Origin of the sequence: Endozoicomonas sp. OPT23 (assembly GCF_009653635.1) — a bacterium.
GTDB lineage: Bacteria > Pseudomonadota > Gammaproteobacteria > Pseudomonadales > Endozoicomonadaceae > Endozoicomonas_A.
Genome location: NZ_PPFD01000007.1, coordinates 464,070 through 483,132, shown reverse-complemented (window position 1 = coordinate 483,132; position 19,063 = coordinate 464,070). Strand labels below are relative to the sequence as shown.

Here is a 19,063-nt window from a genome sequence, read left to right as displayed (position 1 = left end):
AAGAGTGCTTCATGCAGTTTGAAGAGCTGGCCCAGGATGGTGAAGCTCGTCGTGGTCGTTTGACGTTTCCTCGCGGAACCGTTGAAACGCCGTGCTTTATGCCGGTGGGAACCTATGGCACGGTAAAAGGCATGATGCCGAAAGACATCAAGGATGTCGGTGCCGAAATTATTCTGGGTAACACCTTTCACCTGATGCTGCGTCCGGGTACTGAAGTGATTCAGCAGCATGGTGATCTCCATGACTTTAACCAGTGGAGTGGTCCTATTTTGACCGACTCCGGCGGTTTCCAGGTGTTCAGTCTGGGCAAGATGCGCAAGATCACCGAAGAAGGTGTGTCCTTCAAATCACCAGTAGACGGTTCTCCGGTGTTTCTGAGCCCGGAAGTCTCCATGCAGGTTCAGCGCGAGCTGGGTTCTGACATCGTGATGATTTTCGATGAGTGCACTGACGGTGAAGCGGACGAAAACGAAGCCCGTGAATCCATGGAACTGTCCCTGCGTTGGGCTAAACGTTCCAAGGTGGCTCACGGCGACAGCCCTTCTGCGCTGTTCGGCATTATTCAGGGCGGCATGTTTGAAAACCTGCGTGATATCTCTATGGAAGGTCTGCACGATATTGGCTTTGATGGTTACGCCATCGGTGGTCTGTCTGTGGGTGAAACCAAAGAAGACATGATGCGTATTCTGTCGCACATCACACCAAAGATTCCTGAAGGTTATCCACGTTACCTGATGGGTGTGGGCAAGCCGGAAGATATCGTTGAAGCGGTTCGCCGTGGTGTTGATATGTTTGACTGCGTGATGCCAACCCGTAATGCTCGTAATGGACACCTGTTTGTTGGTGAGGGCGTGATCAAGATTCGCAACGCTCGCCACAAGCGGGACGAAGGTCCATTAGAAGCCAACTGTGATTGCTATACTTGCCAGAACTTCAGCCGTGCCTATCTGCATCATCTGGACAAATGTGGCGAGATTCTTGGCAGTATGCTCAATACCATTCATAACCTGCGCTACTATCAGCGAGTGATGGCCGGTTTGCGAGACGCCATTGAACAGGGTAAATTGAACGACTTTGTTGAAGAATTCTACCGAAAGCGTGGTCAGCCAGTTCCAGCCCTGAATCAGGAAAAGAACTAAAACCATCGTTCAGGCTGCTTGAAAGTAGCGTGCAGAAAAGTACGCTACTTTTAAACAGGCTTTCAGTAGCATGGAATACAATCGATAAGCTTTAAGGAGTTTTAAATAATGTTGTCTCTTATCAGTCCAGCCTTCGCCGAAGGCGGTGCCGCAGCTGCCGGTCCAAGTGTTGTTGGTCAGCTGGTGATGCTGGGTGGTTTTGTACTGATTTTCTGGTTGCTGATCTGGCGCCCACAGTCCAAGCGTCAGAAAGAACATAAGAATCTGATGAGTGCTCTGAACAAGGGTGATGAAGTAGTAACCACTGGCGGTATTGTTGGTAAGATCACCAACACCACTGACGAATTCGTTACTCTGCAGGTTGCCGACAACATGGAGTTAAACTTCCAGAAGGCTTCCATCGCTGCATCACTGCCTAAGGGCACGATTAAGGCGATCAAGTAAAACGGTCGTTATAAATAGCAAAGGTCGGACGCAGTATTGTGTCCGATTTTCTCTTGAGAAATGGAGATGGTCTCTGAAGTTCAGGTGATAACAGCTTGTCCTGTTGTAACCGACTCAGCTGGTGTTTTACCAGAGGGGGCATTTCATAGATACAATTCTTAAAAACAACAGGAACCGGTGAGCCATGCTCAATCGTTACCCCCTGTGGAAGTACCTGCTGATTGTGTGCATTGTTGCACTCGGCGTAGTGTACGCTCTACCTAATCTATATCCGGACGATCCGGCGATTCAGATTTCCGGTACTGGCTCGGCCTATCAGGCGGATGACAGGGTTCAGGGAAAGTCGCTCAAGGCTTTGACTGAGGCCGGTATTGCTGTCAAAGCGGACGAGCTTGGCAAAGGCAGTATTCTGTTTCGTCTACAGCAGGCTGATCAGCAACAGCTGGCCAAGTCGGTGATCAAGGACGCTTTGGGTGATAATTACATCGTTGCCCTGAACCTTGCACCCACTACGCCTGACTGGCTGACGTCTCTTGGCGCCTATCCGATGAAGCTGGGTCTTGACCTTTCCGGTGGTGTTCACTTCCTGCTGGAAGTCGATACGGCCCGTGCTGTGAAAACCCGCCTGGATATCTCCAATACCGAAATTCGTACCCTGCTGCGTAAAGAGCGTTTGCGCTACCGGACCATGCCGGAACGTGCCGACGGCGCACGTCAGTTGGCGTTCAATGATGCCGAAACTCGTGATAAAGCCGAGAAGCGCATCAAGAAAGATTTCCCGGACCTGCAGGTGCAGACCGAAGATCTGGATTCCCGTTACGTTGTTTCTTTCAAGTTCTCCGAACAGTACATCCGTACTCTGGAAGACTATGCGGTTAAGCAGAACCTGACCACTATCCGTAATCGTGTTAACGAACTGGGTGTGTCCGAGCCTCTGGTTCAGCGTCAGGGCCGTAATAACATCGTGGTGGAATTGCCGGGTGTTCAGGATACCGCTGAAGCCAAGCGTATTCTGGGTAAGGCAGCGAATCTGGAGTTCCGTCTCGAAGCGCAACAAAATGCTTCCCGAAGTACGACTGAGTCTTTCGAATTCCGCGACGCTCGTCGTCCGGCAGTGAATTTGGAACGTGACATCATCATCACTGGTGAGCAGGTGTCCAGCGCTCAGTCCAACTTCGACACTGAAAGTGGCCAGCCTCAGGTAAACATCAGCCTCGACAGTCGCGGCGGTCAGCAGATGAACCGTCAGACCCGAAATAATATCGGTCGTAGCATGGCGGTTATCTTCATCGAACAGAAGCCGGTGACCCGGACTGAAATTCGCGATGTGGATGGCAAGAAAGAAAAGGTGAAGGTTCAGGGCTTCCGTGAAGAACGCAAGATCATCAGCCTGGCGACCATTCAATCTGCTCTGGGTAACCAGTTCCGTATTACCGGTCTGGATTCTTCCGGCGAAGCGTCTGAACTGGCACTGCTGCTGAGAGCGGGTTCTCTGGCTGCGCCTATGTACTTCGTTGAAGAGCGTACCGTCGGTCCAAGCCTGGGTGCTGAAAACATCATGAAAGGTGTCGACTCTACTCTGCTGGGTATGGGTCTTGTGATTGCCTTTATGTTGATTGTGTATCGCATGTTCGGTTTGATGGCGAACATTGCACTGGCGATCAACCTGATGTTGCTGACAGCGGCCATGAGTATCTTTGGTGCGACCCTGACCATGCCGGGTATTGCCGGTATCGTACTGACTCTGGGTATGGCGGTGGACGCTAACGTATTGGTGTTCTCGCGGATACGGGAAGAGATCAAGTTGGGGCGTTCAGTCCAGCGTGCGATTCATGAAGGTTATGATCGTGCCTTTGTTTCCATCTTCGACGGTAACATCACTACCTTGCTGGTGGGTATTATCCTGTTCGCAGTGGGAACCGGCCCTATTAAGGGCTTCGCGGTAACTCTGTCCATCGGTATCATTACGTCCATGTTCTCCGCCATTATGGTGACCCGTGCTCTGGTTAACCTGTGGTACGGCGGTCGTAACGACATCAAGAAGCTGAGCATCTGAGGTGAGTGCAATGGAACAAAAAGTGATTCAGTTCATGCGCCTGCGCACCTTCGCTACGGTGTTGTCGGTGTTGATGATTGTCGGTTCCCTCGGCACTCTGGCCGTGAAGGGCATCAACTGGGGGCTGGACTTTACCGGCGGTACCCTGATTGAGCTGGTGTACGACAAACCCGCCGATACTAGCGCTATTCGTGACCAGCTGGCAGCAGAAGGTTTTTCTGATTCCGTGGTTCAGGAATACGGTTCGGTTAGTGATGTGCTGGTGCGTATCCCAGGTGATGATCCGGCGCTGGGTAATAAGATTGCCAGTGTTCTTGATCAGAAGCACGATGGTTCAATTGAAGTGAAGCGTGTTGAATTTGTTGGCCCGCAGGTCGGTGAGCGTCTGAGAGAGCAAGGCGGTCTGGGTATGCTGATGGCACTCGGTCTGGTTATGCTCTACATCGCCTTCCGTTTCCAGTTCAAGTTCTCTGTCGGTGCAGTGCTGGCCCTGGCGCACGATTCTATTATTGTGCTGGGTCTGTTCTCTCTGTTTCAGTTGCAGTTTGATCTGACGGTGCTGGCGGCGATTCTGGCGGTGATCGGTTACTCGCTGAACGATACGATTATAGTTTATGACCGGGTGCGCGAGAACTTCCGTAAGTTGCGTAAAGGCGAGCCGGACGAGATTATCAACGTATCTCTGACCCAGACTCTGGGTCGTACTTTGGCAACCTCCGGTACTACTTTAATGGTACTGATCTCCCTGTTCCTGTTTGGCGGTGAGATGATCAACGGTTTTGCTACTGCGCTGATCGTCGGTGTGGGTGTGGGTACTTATTCCTCCATCTACATCGCGTCCAATATCCTGCTTTACATGAAGATCAGTCGTGAAGACCTGATTATTCCTGTGAAGGAAGATCTGGAAGATGAAACGCCCTGATCAAGATTGATTAAATGGTTGATTAAGGTTCTATAAACTGCCGGCTTTATGCCGGCAGTTTTGTCTCTGTAGGTCAGAAATGCAGCGACGAACCTTATTGATTAGGGTCAAATTATTGTTTTATATAAAAATATTCTGTTGATTCAGGTCAACGCAGTAGTTATACGGCTTTTGAAATTTCAGGACTGACACTGAAGAAACGATCGTTTACAATGCGCACCAGACTTTCCTGTGACTGTGAGCCTTTGTTCTGGCTTGCCGGTAAAGGGTTAAGGCATAAATAAATTATAAATCCGGCCTCAGGGGGTGCTGAGTCATCAGTAGCGGTGAGGTTGGGAAAAACGACTAAAAAGTTGGAGAGTAGTAATGGCCGTAGAACGCACTTTGTCTATCATCAAGCCAGACGCCGTTGCCAAAAATGTAATCGGTAAGATTTACAGCCGTTTCGAAAGCAATGGTCTGAAAGTTGTTGGTTCCAAGATGACTCACCTGAGCCAGGAAAAGGCTGAAGGTTTTTACGCCGAGCATAAAGAACGTCCTTTTTTTAAGGATCTGGTTTCTTTCATGACGTCCGGCCCGGTTGTAGTTTCCGTTCTGGAAGGTGAAAATGCCGTACTGGCTCACCGTGACCTGATGGGCGCTACTAACCCGGCTGAAGCGGCTGAAGGCACTATCCGTGCTGATTTCGCTTCTACCATTGATGAAAATGCTGTGCACGGTTCCGATTCTCTGGAATCTGCTGCGCGCGAAGTGGCTTACTTCTTCGAAAGCGAAGAAATCTGCCCGCGCACACGATAAGTAAAATTGCGGGGCGGTTGATCTGTGGGAAGGACAGATCAACCGCCCCGTAGTTTTTTGAGGTAAAAAAATGTCCGATATCATCACCGTCAGTTCCGCATCGGAACCTGTTCAGGAACCCAAAATCAATCTGCTGGATTTCTCCCAGGAGAAGATGGTTGAGTTCTTCCTCAGCATCGGTGAGAAAAAATTCCGTGCGACCCAGATTCTGAAGTGGATTCATCACTTTGGCGTCTCTGACTTTGACGAAATGACCAATGTCAGCAAAGCACTGAAAGAAAAACTGAAAAAGATCGCTGAAATTCGTGGGCCGGAAGTCGTCAATAGCCTGTTCTCTGAAGACGGTACCTGTAAATGGATTGTACGCGTTGCCAGTGGCAGCTGTGTGGAAACCGTTTATATTCCCGAAGGTAAGCGCGGTACGCTCTGCGTATCTTCCCAGGCCGGTTGTTCACTGGACTGCAGTTTCTGTTCAACAGGCAAGCAGGGTTTTAACTCTGATCTGACTGTGGCTGAAATTATTGGTCAGGTGTGGATAGCTGCCAAGCATTTGAATAATGTGCCTGCCAAAATGGATCGTTCCATCACTAACGTTGTTATGATGGGTATGGGCGAACCTCTGATGAATTTTGACAATGTCGTCGACTCCATGAACCTGATGATGGACGACTTTGGTTATGGTCTGTCAAAGCGACGAGTCACCCTGAGTACTTCTGGTGTTGTGCCGGCCCTTAGAAAGCTGGGCGACGTGACCGATGTATCTCTGGCCGTTTCCCTGCATGCACCTAACGATGAACTGCGTAATGTTCTGGTTCCCATCAACCGCAAGTACCCACTGGCGGAATTGCTGGATGCCATTGATCAATACATGAGCGGCCTTCGCGACAAGCGCGTAGTGACTATTGAGTACACTATGATGGCCGGTATCAATGATCAGCCTGAGCATGTTGAGCAGTTGATCAAGCTGTTGAAAAAGGTACCTTGCAAGATTAACCTGATACCCTTTAATCCGTTCCCGCATTCCGGTTACGAGCGTCCAAGCGGTAATGCTGTACGTCGTTTCCAGGAAAGCTTGCAGCTGGCCGGATTTAATGTGACTGTAAGAAAGACCCGTGGCGATGATATTGACGCCGCCTGTGGTCAGCTGGTTGGTCAGGTTGCCGACAAAACTCGAAGAAGTGAACGTTATCAGTCTGCCAGGCAGCTGAGCGAAGCGTAATCGAGTAATTAAAAACGGAGCCAGAGGCTTCGTTTTTTTTAATTCAAAAAATGTGATATTCGATTACGTGTGTCTACACACTGATTAAGGAACTGCATGGCTGCTATGTTAAGAGCGATTTTTCTGGTTGTTACCGTGCTGCTGGTGGGCTGTGTGTCCAACGGTGGTAATCGCCCGGTCAATAAGAACAATGCTGTGCAGAGCTATCTTGAGCTGTCTCGGGGCTATCTTCAGCAGGGATACGCCGAACGAGCTATTAATCCGGTGAATCGGGCCCTTGAACTGGACCCTGATTCAGCAGAAGTTTACGGTACGCTGGGTCTGATTTATCAGGTGCAGGGTGAGAATTTGCTGGCGGACCAGTCGTTTAAAAAGGCTCTCTCTCTGAAGTCGGATGCGGCCGATATTCGTAACAATTACGGAGCTTTCCTCTTTGGTGAAGGTCGCCTCAATGAAGCTTATCGACAGTTTGCCGTGGCTGCGGATAATGTGAAATACAGTAGTCGCAGTCGTGCCTATGAGAATATGGGTTTAGTGTCGTTAAATCTTGGACGACTTTCTCAAGCACGGGAACATTTTCAAAAAGCCCTCAAGCTTAATGGTAACCTTGCCAGAGCAAGACTTGAGCTGGCCACCATTCTGGAAGAGCAGGGTAAATCGAGAGAGGCCTGGGGTCACTATCAGATTTTTACTCGTCTGGCTGGTCAGAATGAACAAAGTTTGAAACTGGGTATCAAGCTCGCAAAAGCAAATGGCGATAACAGTGCCGCCGCCAGCTATACCCTGCAATTAGAACGTTTGTACCCATCATCCACACGATGAAGGGGTGGGAGTAAGCAGTAATGAGTAGCGAACAATCTGCTGAACAGCAGTCAGAAGCATCAGCAACCGGACAGCAAAAACCGGGTGACTTTCTCAGGCAGGCCCGTGAAAAGGCCGGACTTTCTATCGCTGATATCGCTGATCGAATGAAGCTGCCTGAATCCTATATCATTGACATTGAAAGCAGTGACTACAGTCGTTTGCCTGGGCTGGTGTTCGCCCGTGGCTGGATCAGAAGCTATGCGAATGTTCTTGAGTTGAGCGCCGAGGAGATGGTCGACCGGTTTGACCGTTTTACCGGTGATGATCGTTCAGAAACCCCGCATCTGAAAGAAGGTAATCCTATTTCCAATCGTAGACCTATGTCGCCTGTTGTGGCACTGAGCGGTCTGATTGTTGCGATTATTATTGCCGGTGTTATCAGTTACTACGGCTTTAAAGGTGATGATGAAGCACCGATTCAGGAAGATATCGAGACGGCCCCTGCCTTGATTGAACAACCTGCTGAATCTTCTTCTGAAGAGCCAAAGCAAACTGATGCTTTTAATCAGTCTCAGGAGCAAACTCCGATAACAGTCGCTGAAAAACCGGATCCGGTTGAGATACCTCTGGAAGAGGCTGAAGCTGTAAAGGAACAGGAAATCATTGATGATCTTGCTTCAGAAAGGTCGGTGGTGAGAGAGGCTGAGCCGGAGACTGCAACCGTTGAAAAGGCTGTAGCGGTTGAAAAAGTTGCTGCAGAAGAACCAAAGGCAGAACTGATTAAACCGCTTGCTGAGAACAAAGCTGAATCGCAGGTGACTGAGTCGGCTTATGTGCTGGTGAAGCTGTTAGTCAGTTTTTCTGATGATTGCTGGGTGCAGGTAAAAAACCTCAGTAATAAAGTGTTGTATACCGACGTGCAAAAAGCCGGTTCCACACTGGATTTAGAAGTGCCTGAAAAGGTCATTGTCCGTTTCGGTAATGTCGGTGGTGTCAGCAGCCTGACCTTTGCCGGCAGAGAACAAACCATTAAAAGCAGACCAGGCAAGAACGTGGCCAGTCTGGTTCTGGATGCTACTGAAGCGGGTTAATACGGCATAGCGTGTACTCACAGGCCTTGAAAGGGTATAGTTGACCATTTTGCGGGCCGGTTTTTTCTTCGGTGCGCGTAAGTGATTGATGCAGCTGCCGAATGTTGTGCTGCAGTTGAGGATTGAGGACGTTAGAAGTTGGCCAAGCAACTCCAAGCCATTCGCGGTATGAACGATCTCCTGCCTGAGCAGAGCCCTGCCTGGCAATACCTGGAGTCCAAGCTTCGACATTCGATGGCCGCCTATAGCTATCGTGAAGTCCGTATGCCGATCGTTGAACCGAGCCCACTGTTCAGTCGTGGTATTGGTGCCGGTACTGATATTGTTGAAAAAGAGATGTACGCCTTCGAGGATCGCAACGGTGAAGGCCTGGCTCTGCGCCCTGAAGGGACTGCCGGTATTGTTCGCGCCGGTATCCAGCATGGTTTGTTTTACAACCAGACCCAGCGTCTCTGGACCATGGGGCCAATGTTCCGTTATGAACGTCCACAGAAAGGTCGTTACCGTCAGTTCCACCAATTCAGTGTTGAAGCTTTTGGTATGGCCGGTCCGGACATCGATGCCGAACTGATTCTGCTGACCGCTCGTCTCTGGAAAGAGCTGGGCATTGATAAGCACGTTCGTCTTGAACTGAATACGCTCGGTACTCTTGAAGCCCGCACTGCATACCGTGCCGCGCTGGTTGAGTATCTGAGTCAGTATGAAAGTGAACTGGATGAAGACAGTCAGCGTCGCCTGAGTATTAATCCGCTGCGTATTCTCGACAGCAAGGACAAACGTACTCAGGAAATTGTGGCTGATGCGCCGGTAATGTCTGATTACATGGATCAGGAGTCTGCTGAACACTTCCAGCAGTTGCGTGATATTCTCGACGCTGCCGGTATTGAGTATGTTGTGAACCCGACACTGGTTCGCGGTCTCGATTACTACAGTAAAACCGTATTTGAATGGATTACCGACAGCCTCGGTGCCCAGGGTACTGTGTGTGGTGGTGGTCGTTATGACGCTCTGGTCGAAATGCTGGGCGGCAAGCCTACGCCGGCTATCGGTTTCGCCATGGGTATTGAACGTCTGGTACTGATGCTTGAAACTCTTGAACTGGTTCCGGAGTCTGTTAACAAGACGGTTGATGTCGCCGTGGTGACTCGCGGTGAAGGTGTCAGCGGTAAAGCCATGCCGATGCTGGAAGAAATTCGTACCGGTTTGCCTGAGCTGAAGATGCTGGTGAACTGTGGCGGTGGTTTTAAAGGCCAGATGAAGCGCGCCTTTAGCAGTGGTGCCGATTTTGCTCTTATTATTGGTGAGGATGAGCTGACAGCCCGTCAGGTGTCCATCAAGCCATTGACCACTGAAGGTGAGCAGGTCACCATGTCGGTAGCAGAAGCTATCAGCTTTCTGGCAAAGCAGTCGTTTTAAATAAAAAATGATCGCTGACGTCAGTAGAGGTCAGCGAGAGAAACGTTCCAAACCTTGATAATAAACTCTGAAGTTTCTGGATTCAGGAGAGATTGAGTGAGTCGTACAGACGAAGAAGAAGTTGAACAGCTTAAGAACCTCTGGCAGGACTATGGTAAGCCAGTTATTGCCGGTGTAGTGATTACTCTGGTCGCTGTTTTTGGTTATAAAGCCTATAAACAGAACCAGTATGAAACGTCTGCAGCCGCTTCACAGTTGTATCAAAGTCTACTGGATGCTTCTGCCAGTGCTGCTCAGGGTCAAAGCCTGACTGAACAGCAGAAGTCTACTGTCCAGCATGTTGCCGAAACATTGAAGGCTGATTACAGCGGTTCCCGCTATGCAGCCTACGCCATGCTTCAGCAGGCCAGGGTACAGGTTCAATCCAATGATCTGGATGGCGCTCGTGCCAGCTTGCAGTGGGTTGTTGATCAGAACACCAATCAGGAAACCGAGCTGCTGGCTCGTACCCGTCTGGCGCGCGTCATGCTGGGTCAGTCTGCGGACAATGCTCAGGCGGCGCTGGATGTACTGGCCGCTGCCAGTTCTGAGGCCGGTTTTGTTGCCACCATTGAAGCCGTTCGCGGTGATGCACTGTTGGCCAAAGGTGACAGGGATAGTGCCCGGGCTGCTTACCAGAAAGCTCTGGATGCCGCTCAAGCCAATGGTGAAGCTCGACCACTGTTGCAATTCAAGCTGGATGATCTGGCGGTAAAGACCACAGAGGGCTAAAGGAATGATGGAGAGGATTTGCCGGCTGGCAGTGGTTGTTGCACTGGGTATGAGTGTAACGGCCTGCAGCATGTTTTCTTCCGATGAGGAAGAAGTACGTAAACCAAAAAGTCTGACCGAATTCAAAGCGGATGTTGAGCTGACCGAAGTCTGGTCAAAAGGCATTGGCGAAGGAACCAGAGGCAGTCTTGAACGTCTGGTGCCGTCCATTTCCGGCAACGTTATCTACACCGTGGGTGCTGATGGTGAGGTTACAGCTCTGAATCGGGAAACCGGTAAGGTGCTCTGGAACAAGGAACTCAAACTTAAAGTCAGTGGTGGTATTACCGCTGATGCAGGTTTGTTGTTATTCGGAACGCTGAATGGCCGCCTGGTTGCTCTGAAAGAAACAGACGGTACCCTGTTGTGGAATATTTCGGTCAGCAGCGAAGTAATTTCCTCTCCGCAGACTAATGGCCAGATCGTTATTGTTCAGTCCATTGATGACACCGTAGCGGCTTACGACGCTACAGACGGTAAACAGTTGTGGCGTCAGGAAAACCTGCAGCCAGCACTGACCCTGCGTGGTACCAGTACCCCTCGTATTGAAGGCGAAGCTGTGTTTGTTGGTCTTTCCAACGGTGAAGCGAAAGCGTTTCGTATGACGGATGGTGCGCCACTCTGGTCCAGTCGTGTGTCTATTCCAAAGGGAACGTCTGAACTGGAACGTATGGTGGACATCAAGGCGCAGCCATTGATTGTCGGCGACAGTATCTTCCTGGTGAGTTTTCAGGGTAATGCTGCGGCCATGGATAAGTATTCCGGCCGTGTAAAGTGGACCCGTGAACTGTCCAGCTACAAGACCATTTCCGAAGGCTTTGGTTCTTTGTACCTGACCGATGACAGCAGCTATGTCAGCTCACTTGATCAGCGTTCCGGTGCAGTAAGCTGGCGTCAGGACAAGCTGGAATACCGTCTGCTGACAGCGCCTGTGACTTACAGCAGTTATGTCGCTGTTGGTGATGCCGAAGGCTATGTGCACCTGATGTCTCAGGTTGATGGTGGCCTTGCAGGTCGTTACAAAGTGGGTGGCGCTATTAAAGCACCACTGACAGTTGGCGGTGACTATCTGTATGTATTGAATGCTGACGGCAAACTGACAGCACTCAAGCAGAAGTAATACCGATTCAGTAGGCCTGTAGCAGGTCTCTGAAATGAATGGGCTGAATCCGAAGGGGTTCAGCCCTTTTTCTGTTTCAAGGCGTCGGTAATATATCCGAAGCTAAATGAAAAATTATCACTGCCGTGCAGTATCGGCAGTGAGTGGAAATGAAGAGTATGGTTCCTGTAATTGCCCTGGTAGGGCGTCCGAATGTGGGCAAATCTACCCTGTTTAATCGTTTGACCCGTTCCAGGGATGCACTGGTAGCCAATGTTGCTGGTTTGACCCGTGACCGTAAATACGGTGAAGGGAAAATGGGCGAACGCCCTTACATTGTTGTTGATACCGGTGGTATCAGTGGTGACGAAGAAGGCATTGATTCCGCTATGGCGGAACAGTCTCTGGCCGCTATTGATGAAGCCGATATTGTGCTGTTTATGGTCGATGCCCGCGCTGGCATGACGGCGGCCGACGAAATGATTGCTGACCATCTGCGAAAGCAGGGTAAAAGCTACAAGCTGGTATTGAACAAAACCGACACCGTAGATGCCGACCAGGCGGAAGCGGATTTTGCCAGACTTGGTTTTGGCGAAGCTTACCATGTCGCTGCGGTACACGGCCGTGGTGTTAAGCAGATGATTGATGATGTGCTTGAAAGAGTCACCGGCCTGACGACCGAAGAATTTGAAGCGCAAGCTGAGGAAGAGGAAGAAGACGATAAAACCCGTGGTATCAAGATTGGTATCGTGGGTCGTCCAAACGTCGGTAAATCAACACTGGTTAACCGTCTACTGGGTGAAGAGCGGGTTGTTGTATACGACCAGGCTGGTACAACCCGGGACAGTGTTTATATTCCCTATGAGCGTTTTGGTCAGGATTACACCCTGATTGATACCGCCGGTGTTCGTCGTCGCGGTAAGGTGCATGAGATTGCCGAGAAGTTCTCGGTGGTTAAAACCCTGCAGGCGATTGAAGACGCTAACGTAGTGGTTCTGGTGCTGGATGCTCGTGAAGGTATTGTTGAGCAGGATCTGCACCTGCTGGGCTTCATTCTGGAATCCGGTCGTGCCGTCGTTCTTGCTGTCAACAAATGGGACGGGATGAAGGAAGAAGAGCGTAAGAAGGTGAAGGAAGAGTTGAGTCGTCGTCTGGACTTTATCAACTTTGCCCGCATTCATATGATCTCTGCCATGCACGGTACCAATGTCGGTCACCTGTATGAGTCTATTGATGAAGCTTATGAGTGTGCAACCAAGAAGTTGTCCACTAACCAGCTGACCCGTATTCTGGAAGATGCTGTTAAGGTTCACCAGCCTCCGTTGGTTCGTAACCGTCGTATCAAGCTGCGTTACTGTCACGCTGGTGCAATGAATCCGCCGACCATTATTATCCACGGTAACCAGACGGAGGAAGTACCAGCTTCCTACAAACGTTATCTGGAAAATACCTTCCGTAAGGTGTTGAAGATTATGGGTACGCCAATTCGCATCGAGTTCCGCTCTTCCGAGAACCCTTTTGCTGATCGTAAAGCAGTGCATAAGAAGAGTCATGGTGACGGCGAGCGCAAAGTGACTCATAAGCGTCGTACGATTGAGTTGAAGAGTAAGAAGAAAGACAGTCCGAATAAGAAAAAGCAGAAAGCGCGTCGTTAATTCTCTAAGGAGATAAATAGCCATGAACCTCTTTGATACTATTCAGGGCGTCTCTTCTGAAGGGTCTTCTGGAGGGTTTTCTGAAGACTGTTCAAGAGAGCTACCAGGAGAGCTACCTGAAGAGTTGATAGAGGTTCTGGCTGAAAACGATAATGTTACGATTGAGCGCATTGTGTCCCGTGGTCACGCCACTCCGAAAGGTGAGTGGTATGATCAGCCGCGGGATGAATGGGTTGTTTTACTGTCCGGTGCTGCCCGTTTGAAAATAGAGGGGCAGGATCAGGAAGTTGAAATGAAGGCGGGTGATTATCTTTTGCTGCCTGCTCATCTTCGACACAGGGTTGAGTGGACAGATCCTGCGACTGAGTCGGTTTGGCTGGCTGTGCACTATTAAATAGACCTACGCACTGATCAAAGAATACTTCTTCTTTGAGGTTATTTTATGATGTTTTCGGGTAAGATTTATTTGTATCTTTCTAGGTCGGTTGCTGTCAGCTGTTCTAACTGAATGGTTAGGGGAAATAGAAACTATTTGGATTCTTATACTTCTAAATATCAATATTAATTTATTGGTGTTGTATTATGTTTGGAAAGAATCTTCCTCAAGCTGCTATGGATAAGCTCTTTCAGAATCCTGAGCAGTACTTTGATTATGAAAATGGTACTGAATCTGCGCGGATTAGTTCAACTATAACCATGAGGGACGGCTCAAAAAAGACATTTCGTGTCAGGAGTGATGTTTATCCTGTTGTAAAAGATCATCTTCAGCATTGTGAGTATGATGAGGAAATGATTAAAGAAAGAGAGGTCGGAGTTTTAGGTTGGTCATATTGCTCTTTTCAAGACGAAGAAATAAATTTTAGGGCTGTTGATTTTGAAAGACTACCTCCTGATGAATTATTGGTTCCAAGTAAAAAGTTAATGGCGGCTATGCATGACCACTCGATTGGAGATTTTCAGTCCTCCTATGCAGCAATTTTAAAGAAAAAGTATCAAAAAGAATTTGAGAAATTAACTGAGATTGATCGCCTTAAAGCAGAAAAAATTCTCGATAAAATTTTGGATAAAAGGAATATGATTCCAACCTTGTCAGAGATAGGAGGGAAGTTAAGAGCAAGCTACCAGGAAAAAAATGACAAACAGATACCTCATAGCAAAGTTAGAGTAGGGAACGATGTCCCTCTCTTTAAAGTGCATAACTCAGACAGATGTAAGCGACAAAAATTTGGTACAAGTTGCGATAATGGCGAGTTCTTTAGAGGGCATATAGGTTATGTGAATACAAGTTTCAATGAGCTTTTAGATAAGGAGCTTCCCGATATTTCTGGAGAGATTCGAAATATACTCTTAAATAAATTTAGGTCGGCTGGAATTAATGCTTCCGGCTTAATTTTGGCAGGTTATGCTCCAGTACCAATTGGGAATGCGGTCGCAGAGAATGATGCCTATCAAGAGTTACCAGAGCTTGTGTATGTAGAACATGGAGTGTTCTCTCATATGTATCAGCTTGTAATGCTTTTTGAATCAGGTTTGTTAAATCAGGAGCTTTTGAAAAAAATTGTCAGGGCTGGCTTGTGGAACTGTATATTTGATCTTGAGACAACCATACACCCAAATTATCTCGATTACCCGTTTAGAGCTGACTCCGGTGTTGAAAAAGGTGTTTACTATCATTTGAACAGTGTGTGTAGCGCCTATCCGCAAAGTCTATATCGAATGCTGTCATCAGGCGCATTGAGTAGAGGTATTGACACTATTCTAACAGAGGGAGACCCGGAGCGGATAAAGAAACTGGCGTTAGTTGCATTGTGTGAAAGTAATGATGCTGTAGATAAAATGGGGCTGGGTGACCTCGTTCAGAAGCTTGAAGTCGTTAGAGATAATTTGAGAACCTTAGAGGTCGGAGATATAGATGGGCAATATAAAGCATTAAGAAGGATTTATCCGGATAGTGATGATGTTCATAAATTATGCTTTGGAGGCAAGCGAAGGTTCTTGATTGACACTTGTAACCTCTCAGAGATTAGGAGTTATCAGCAGAATGGTTGGAAAATTTATGAAATAGAGAGTAAGAATGATAGCCATGAGTTGAAAATACTGTCATCTGAAGAGCTTGCTGTTGATAGAAATGGTAATTTTGTCTTACTTCCCCCTGAGGTGTCAGAGCTTCCTCCTTACCTTGCTGAATTTCAAAGTAAGGAAGGCTTTAATACAGGGAGTGAATTGTCAGGAAAACGCACCTTAAAGGTTGGTGCTAAATGTGTGATTAAATGTTTATTTGATCGCCTGGTCAGCAAATGTGACCGAGCTATTGCCCCTAGTGTAAGTAATAAAACCAGTTTCTTGCTTCCTCTTCGTTATCTATCACGAAGTTAATACCTGCTGACATGATCGATTGTCTTAACTCTTGTTGAGAGTCGTCATATCGTATATGAGCAACTGTCTTGTTTATATACTGTTCTGAAAATCTGGCCAGAAATATGCCTGCTTATCTGGAAACAGAAATAACCTGCATATCCGCTTTTCCTTCCTTAAACAGGGTTTCAATCTGATCACCAGGATTCAGTTGCTCTGAATCGGTAATCACGCTGCCACCGCTGCGAGTAATAGAGTATCCCCGCGAAAGAGTAGCCAGGGGGCTGACAGTAGTCAGCTGACCGCAAAGATTCTGGAACTTTGACGCCTTTCTTTCAAGAACTCTTTGCATCAATGTGGCCAGTGTTTCTTTTCGATGTTCAAGCCGGGATTTAATCTGGCTTACTCGATGTTTCGGTGAATTCTGCTGCAAACTTCCCTGTGATTTTTGCAGACTGGACTGCTGCATTTGCAGCTGCATTCTGATGGCCTGCTGCAAGCGAATATCGAGATCAGCCAACCGCTGGCTGTGTTCACTAAGCTTATCTTTCGGATTACGCAGTCTAAGGCTGGAATTGTCCAGTGCCTGAGCGGATATCTGAAGTTTATGTTGAATCAGGGTGTTCAGCTTTCTCTGGAAAAACTGCACCTTACTCAGCCATTCCATACGGTCCGGACTTAACACTTCTGCTGCCGCCGAAGGTGTTGGTGCTCGGTAATCGGCAACAAAGTCGGTAATGGTAAAATCAATTTCGTGACCTACCGCACTGACGACAGGTGTTGCAGATGCAGCAATGGCACGGGCAACCTTTTCTTCATTAAAGGGCCATAGGTCTTCCAAAGAGCCACCGCCTCGGCCAACAATCAATACATCAAACTGTTGTGACTGATTAGCAACTCTCAGGGCATTTACCAGTTCATCGGCTGCCGCATCGCCCTGAACCAGACTGGGAATAACGGTCACCGGAATGGTCGGAAAACGTCGTTTAAGTACGGCCAGAATATCCCTGATAGCGGCGCCTGTTGGTGAGGTGATTACACCAATATGTTGTGGCAGCTCGGGCAGGGGGCGTTTATTTTCGGTGTTAAACAGACCTTCAGCAGCAAGCTTGCGCTTCAGTTCTTCAAAGGCTCTCTGCAGAGCACCCACGCCCGCTTCTTCCACATGGTCTGCGATCAGCTGATAGTCGCCTCTGCCTTCGTAGAGACTTACTCTGCCCCTGACCAAAACCTGCTTGCCTTCCGCTGGCAGGAATTTAACCGAACGATTTCTGCCCTTGAACATGGCGCAGCGAATCTGGGCAGAGGAATCCTTCAGAGTGAAGTACCAGTGTCCTGAAGCAGGTTTAACAAACCCTGAAATCTCGCCTTCTACTCGAATGCTGGCGAAACGTGTCTCCAGCAGACGACGTGCCTGACTGTTCAGTTCGGTAACGGTAAGCGGCTGGTTTTCCTGCTGTGAACCCTGATTCAGGAACGAAGGAAGGTCTTGGTCATACATAGTCGGACATATCAATTCAGGCTGGCCAGTGGTTATCCTACCACTCATCCATTCCGTGACCCACTGTGACTCTAGGTCGATCAAATAACAGTCAATTTATTTGAATGTATTTTCTCTTTGTCAGAATGGGCTGCTGATGTATAATCATGGCGATTCTTTCCATCCATTCAATTGTCGGATCGGTAACAGGTAATGCTGAGAATCGCCCAAGAAGCCCTTACGTTTGATGATGTCCTGCTCCTGCCAGGGTATTCTGAAGTCCTCCCCAAAGATGTTTCCCTGTCTACTCGACTGACTCGTGGTATCGAACTGAAAATCCCGCTGATTTCTGCAGCCATGGATACAGTGACCGAAGCCCGTTTGGCTATTGCCATGGCTCAGGAAGGTGGCATCGGTATCATCCATAAAAATATGACCGTTGCCCAGCAGGCTAATGAAGTGCGCAAGGTTAAGAAGCATGAAAGTGGTGTGGTGAAAGACCCTATCACTATCGATTCTTCTGCCAGTGTTCGTGACCTGCTTGATCTGACCACCTACCACAAAATTTCTGGCGTACCGGTTCTGGAAGGTGATGATCTGGTCGGTATCGTAACCAGCCGAGACGTTCGTTTTGTTTCTAACCTGGACAAAACCGTTGCGGAAATCATGACCCCTAAAGATCGTCTGGTCACCGTTAAAGAAGGTACCGATCAGGAAACTGTTCGCAAGTTGCTGCATAAACACCGCATTGAGAAAGTGCTGGTGGTGGATGCTGACTTTGGTCTGGTCGGCATGATGACCGTTAAAGACATCAAGAAAGCTCAGGATTACCCTAACGCCAGTAAAGACAGTCATGGCCAGCTGCGTGTCGGTGCTGCTGTCGGTACGGGCCCAGAAACGCCGGATCGTGTAGCCGCACTGGTTGATGCCGGTGTTGACGTAATTATTGTTGATACCGCCCATGGTCACTCTATTGGTGTGATTGATCGCGTTCGCTGGGTTAAGGAAACTTATCCACAGGTTCAGGTGGTTGGCGGCAATATTGCTACCGGCGCTGCGGCTAAAGCTCTGGCTGAAGCTGGTGCTGATGGTGTGAAAGTCGGTATTGGTCCAGGCTCTATCTGTACAACCCGAATCGTTACCGGTATCGGTGTACCGCAGATTACTGCAGTAGCCAATGTTGTAGAAGCACTGAAAGGCACCGGTGTTCCTGTTATTGCTGACGGTGGTATCCGTTTCTCCGGCGATTTGGCCAAGGCTATTGTGGCCGGTGCCAGCACCGTAATGCTGGGCAGCATGCTGGCCGGTACTGAAGAAGCTCCGGGTGAAGTTGAGCTGTTCCAGGGTCGAAGCTACAAGGCTTACCGTGGTATGGGTTCTCTGGGCGCCATGTCTCAGGCGTCCGGTTCCAGTGACCGTTACTTCCAGAGTGCAGAAGACGGCACCGAGAAGCTGGTACCGGAAGGTATTGAAGGCCGTGTTCCTTACAAAGGTCCTATCCATGCCATTGTTCACCAGATGGTGGGTGGCTTGCGTTCTTCCATGGGTTACACCGGTTCAGCTGATATCGACACCATGCGTACTCTGCCGGAATTTGTTCGAGTGACAAATGCGGGCATGAAAGAGTCCCATGTGCACGATGTCACCATTACCAAGGAAGCACCTAACTATCGCGTAGGCTAAAGGTCCTCGTATCGGTTAATAGTTAGGCCAGTGAATTATGGCGGAACAGGTGAAGAGTATTCAGCTGTTCCGTTTTTGTATCTGAAGAATCA

At 48.8% G+C, this 19,063-nt stretch carries 16 protein-coding genes; 15 read left to right on the top strand and 1 reads right to left on the bottom strand.

Translation table 11 applies throughout. The features are described from left to right. Nucleotides 1-11: 11 nt before the first annotated feature. The 14 genes from tgt to EOPP23_RS18930 all read left to right on the top strand — a co-directional run bounded on the left by tgt (nt 12) and on the right by EOPP23_RS18930 (nt 15,829). Nucleotides 12-1,139, top strand: a complete 1,128-nt coding sequence (gene tgt, locus EOPP23_RS18995) for a tRNA guanosine(34) transglycosylase Tgt (protein WP_153767555.1) — start codon at nt 12-14, stop codon at nt 1,137-1,139. Between the two features lie 108 nt (nt 1,140-1,247). After that, the gene (yajC, locus tag EOPP23_RS18990; RefSeq protein ID WP_153767554.1) at nt 1,248-1,583 is read left to right on the top strand and encodes a preprotein translocase subunit YajC; all 336 of its coding nucleotides are present in this window, start codon (nt 1,248-1,250) and stop codon (nt 1,581-1,583) included. A gap of 184 nt (nt 1,584-1,767) precedes the next feature. Continuing rightward, the gene (gene secD / locus EOPP23_RS18985; protein ID WP_153767553.1) at nt 1,768-3,639 is read left to right on the top strand and encodes a protein translocase subunit SecD; all 1,872 of its coding nucleotides are present in this window, start codon (nt 1,768-1,770) and stop codon (nt 3,637-3,639) included. A 10-nt stretch (nt 3,640-3,649) separates the two neighbouring features. Further along, nucleotides 3,650-4,561, top strand: coding sequence for a protein translocase subunit SecF (gene secF, locus EOPP23_RS18980; RefSeq protein ID WP_153767552.1), 912 nt, complete (start codon nt 3,650-3,652; stop codon nt 4,559-4,561). Nucleotides 4,562-4,927: 366 nt separating this feature from the next. Continuing rightward, nucleotides 4,928-5,359, top strand: coding sequence for a nucleoside-diphosphate kinase (gene ndk / locus EOPP23_RS18975; protein WP_153767551.1), 432 nt, complete (start codon nt 4,928-4,930; stop codon nt 5,357-5,359). A 70-nt stretch (nt 5,360-5,429) separates the two neighbouring features. Continuing rightward, the gene (gene rlmN, locus EOPP23_RS18970; RefSeq protein ID WP_153767550.1) at nt 5,430-6,578 is read left to right on the top strand and encodes a 23S rRNA (adenine(2503)-C(2))-methyltransferase RlmN; all 1,149 of its coding nucleotides are present in this window, start codon (nt 5,430-5,432) and stop codon (nt 6,576-6,578) included. Between the two features lie 96 nt (nt 6,579-6,674). After that, nucleotides 6,675-7,400, top strand: coding sequence for a type IV pilus biogenesis/stability protein PilW (pilW, locus tag EOPP23_RS18965; RefSeq protein WP_153767549.1), 726 nt, complete (start codon nt 6,675-6,677; stop codon nt 7,398-7,400). A 20-nt stretch (nt 7,401-7,420) separates the two neighbouring features. Beyond that, complete coding sequence (locus tag EOPP23_RS18960; protein ID WP_153767548.1) at nt 7,421-8,473, top strand: RodZ domain-containing protein; 1,053 nt, start codon at nt 7,421-7,423, stop codon at nt 8,471-8,473. A gap of 138 nt (nt 8,474-8,611) precedes the next feature. Next, nucleotides 8,612-9,889, top strand: a complete 1,278-nt coding sequence (gene hisS, locus EOPP23_RS18955) for a histidine--tRNA ligase (protein ID WP_153767547.1) — start codon at nt 8,612-8,614, stop codon at nt 9,887-9,889. A gap of 96 nt (nt 9,890-9,985) precedes the next feature. After that, nucleotides 9,986-10,660, top strand: coding sequence for a tetratricopeptide repeat protein (locus tag EOPP23_RS18950; RefSeq protein ID WP_153767546.1), 675 nt, complete (start codon nt 9,986-9,988; stop codon nt 10,658-10,660). A 4-nt stretch (nt 10,661-10,664) separates the two neighbouring features. Then, a complete protein-coding gene (gene bamB, locus EOPP23_RS18945) occupies nt 10,665-11,819 on the top strand; it encodes an outer membrane protein assembly factor BamB (RefSeq protein ID WP_153767545.1) in 1,155 nt (384 codons plus the stop codon). Between the two features lie 158 nt (nt 11,820-11,977). After that, nucleotides 11,978-13,453, top strand: a complete 1,476-nt coding sequence (gene der / locus EOPP23_RS18940) for a ribosome biogenesis GTPase Der (RefSeq protein WP_153767597.1) — start codon at nt 11,978-11,980, stop codon at nt 13,451-13,453. A gap of 22 nt (nt 13,454-13,475) precedes the next feature. Next, nucleotides 13,476-13,847 carry a cupin domain-containing protein gene (locus EOPP23_RS18935; RefSeq protein WP_153767544.1) on the top strand — a complete coding sequence of 124 codons (372 nt, stop codon included), beginning with the start codon at nt 13,476-13,478 and terminating at the stop codon, nt 13,845-13,847. A 188-nt stretch (nt 13,848-14,035) separates the two neighbouring features. Next, entirely contained in the window at nt 14,036-15,829 is a 1,794-nt protein-coding gene (locus tag EOPP23_RS18930; protein WP_153767543.1) for a hypothetical protein, read from the top strand. A gap of 112 nt (nt 15,830-15,941) precedes the next feature. On the opposite strand, the gene xseA is transcribed toward EOPP23_RS18930, so the two are convergent. Further along, nucleotides 15,942-17,357 carry an exodeoxyribonuclease VII large subunit gene (xseA, locus tag EOPP23_RS18925; protein ID WP_228550782.1) on the bottom strand — a complete coding sequence of 472 codons (1,416 nt, stop codon included), beginning with the start codon at nt 17,355-17,357 and terminating at the stop codon, nt 15,942-15,944. A gap of 144 nt (nt 17,358-17,501) precedes the next feature. Here xseA and guaB point away from each other — a divergent pair, with 144 nt between their 5' ends. Next, the gene (guaB, locus tag EOPP23_RS18920) at nt 17,502-18,971 is read left to right on the top strand and encodes an IMP dehydrogenase (RefSeq protein ID WP_153767542.1); all 1,470 of its coding nucleotides are present in this window, start codon (nt 17,502-17,504) and stop codon (nt 18,969-18,971) included. The last annotated feature ends 92 nt before the right edge of the window (nt 18,972-19,063 follow it).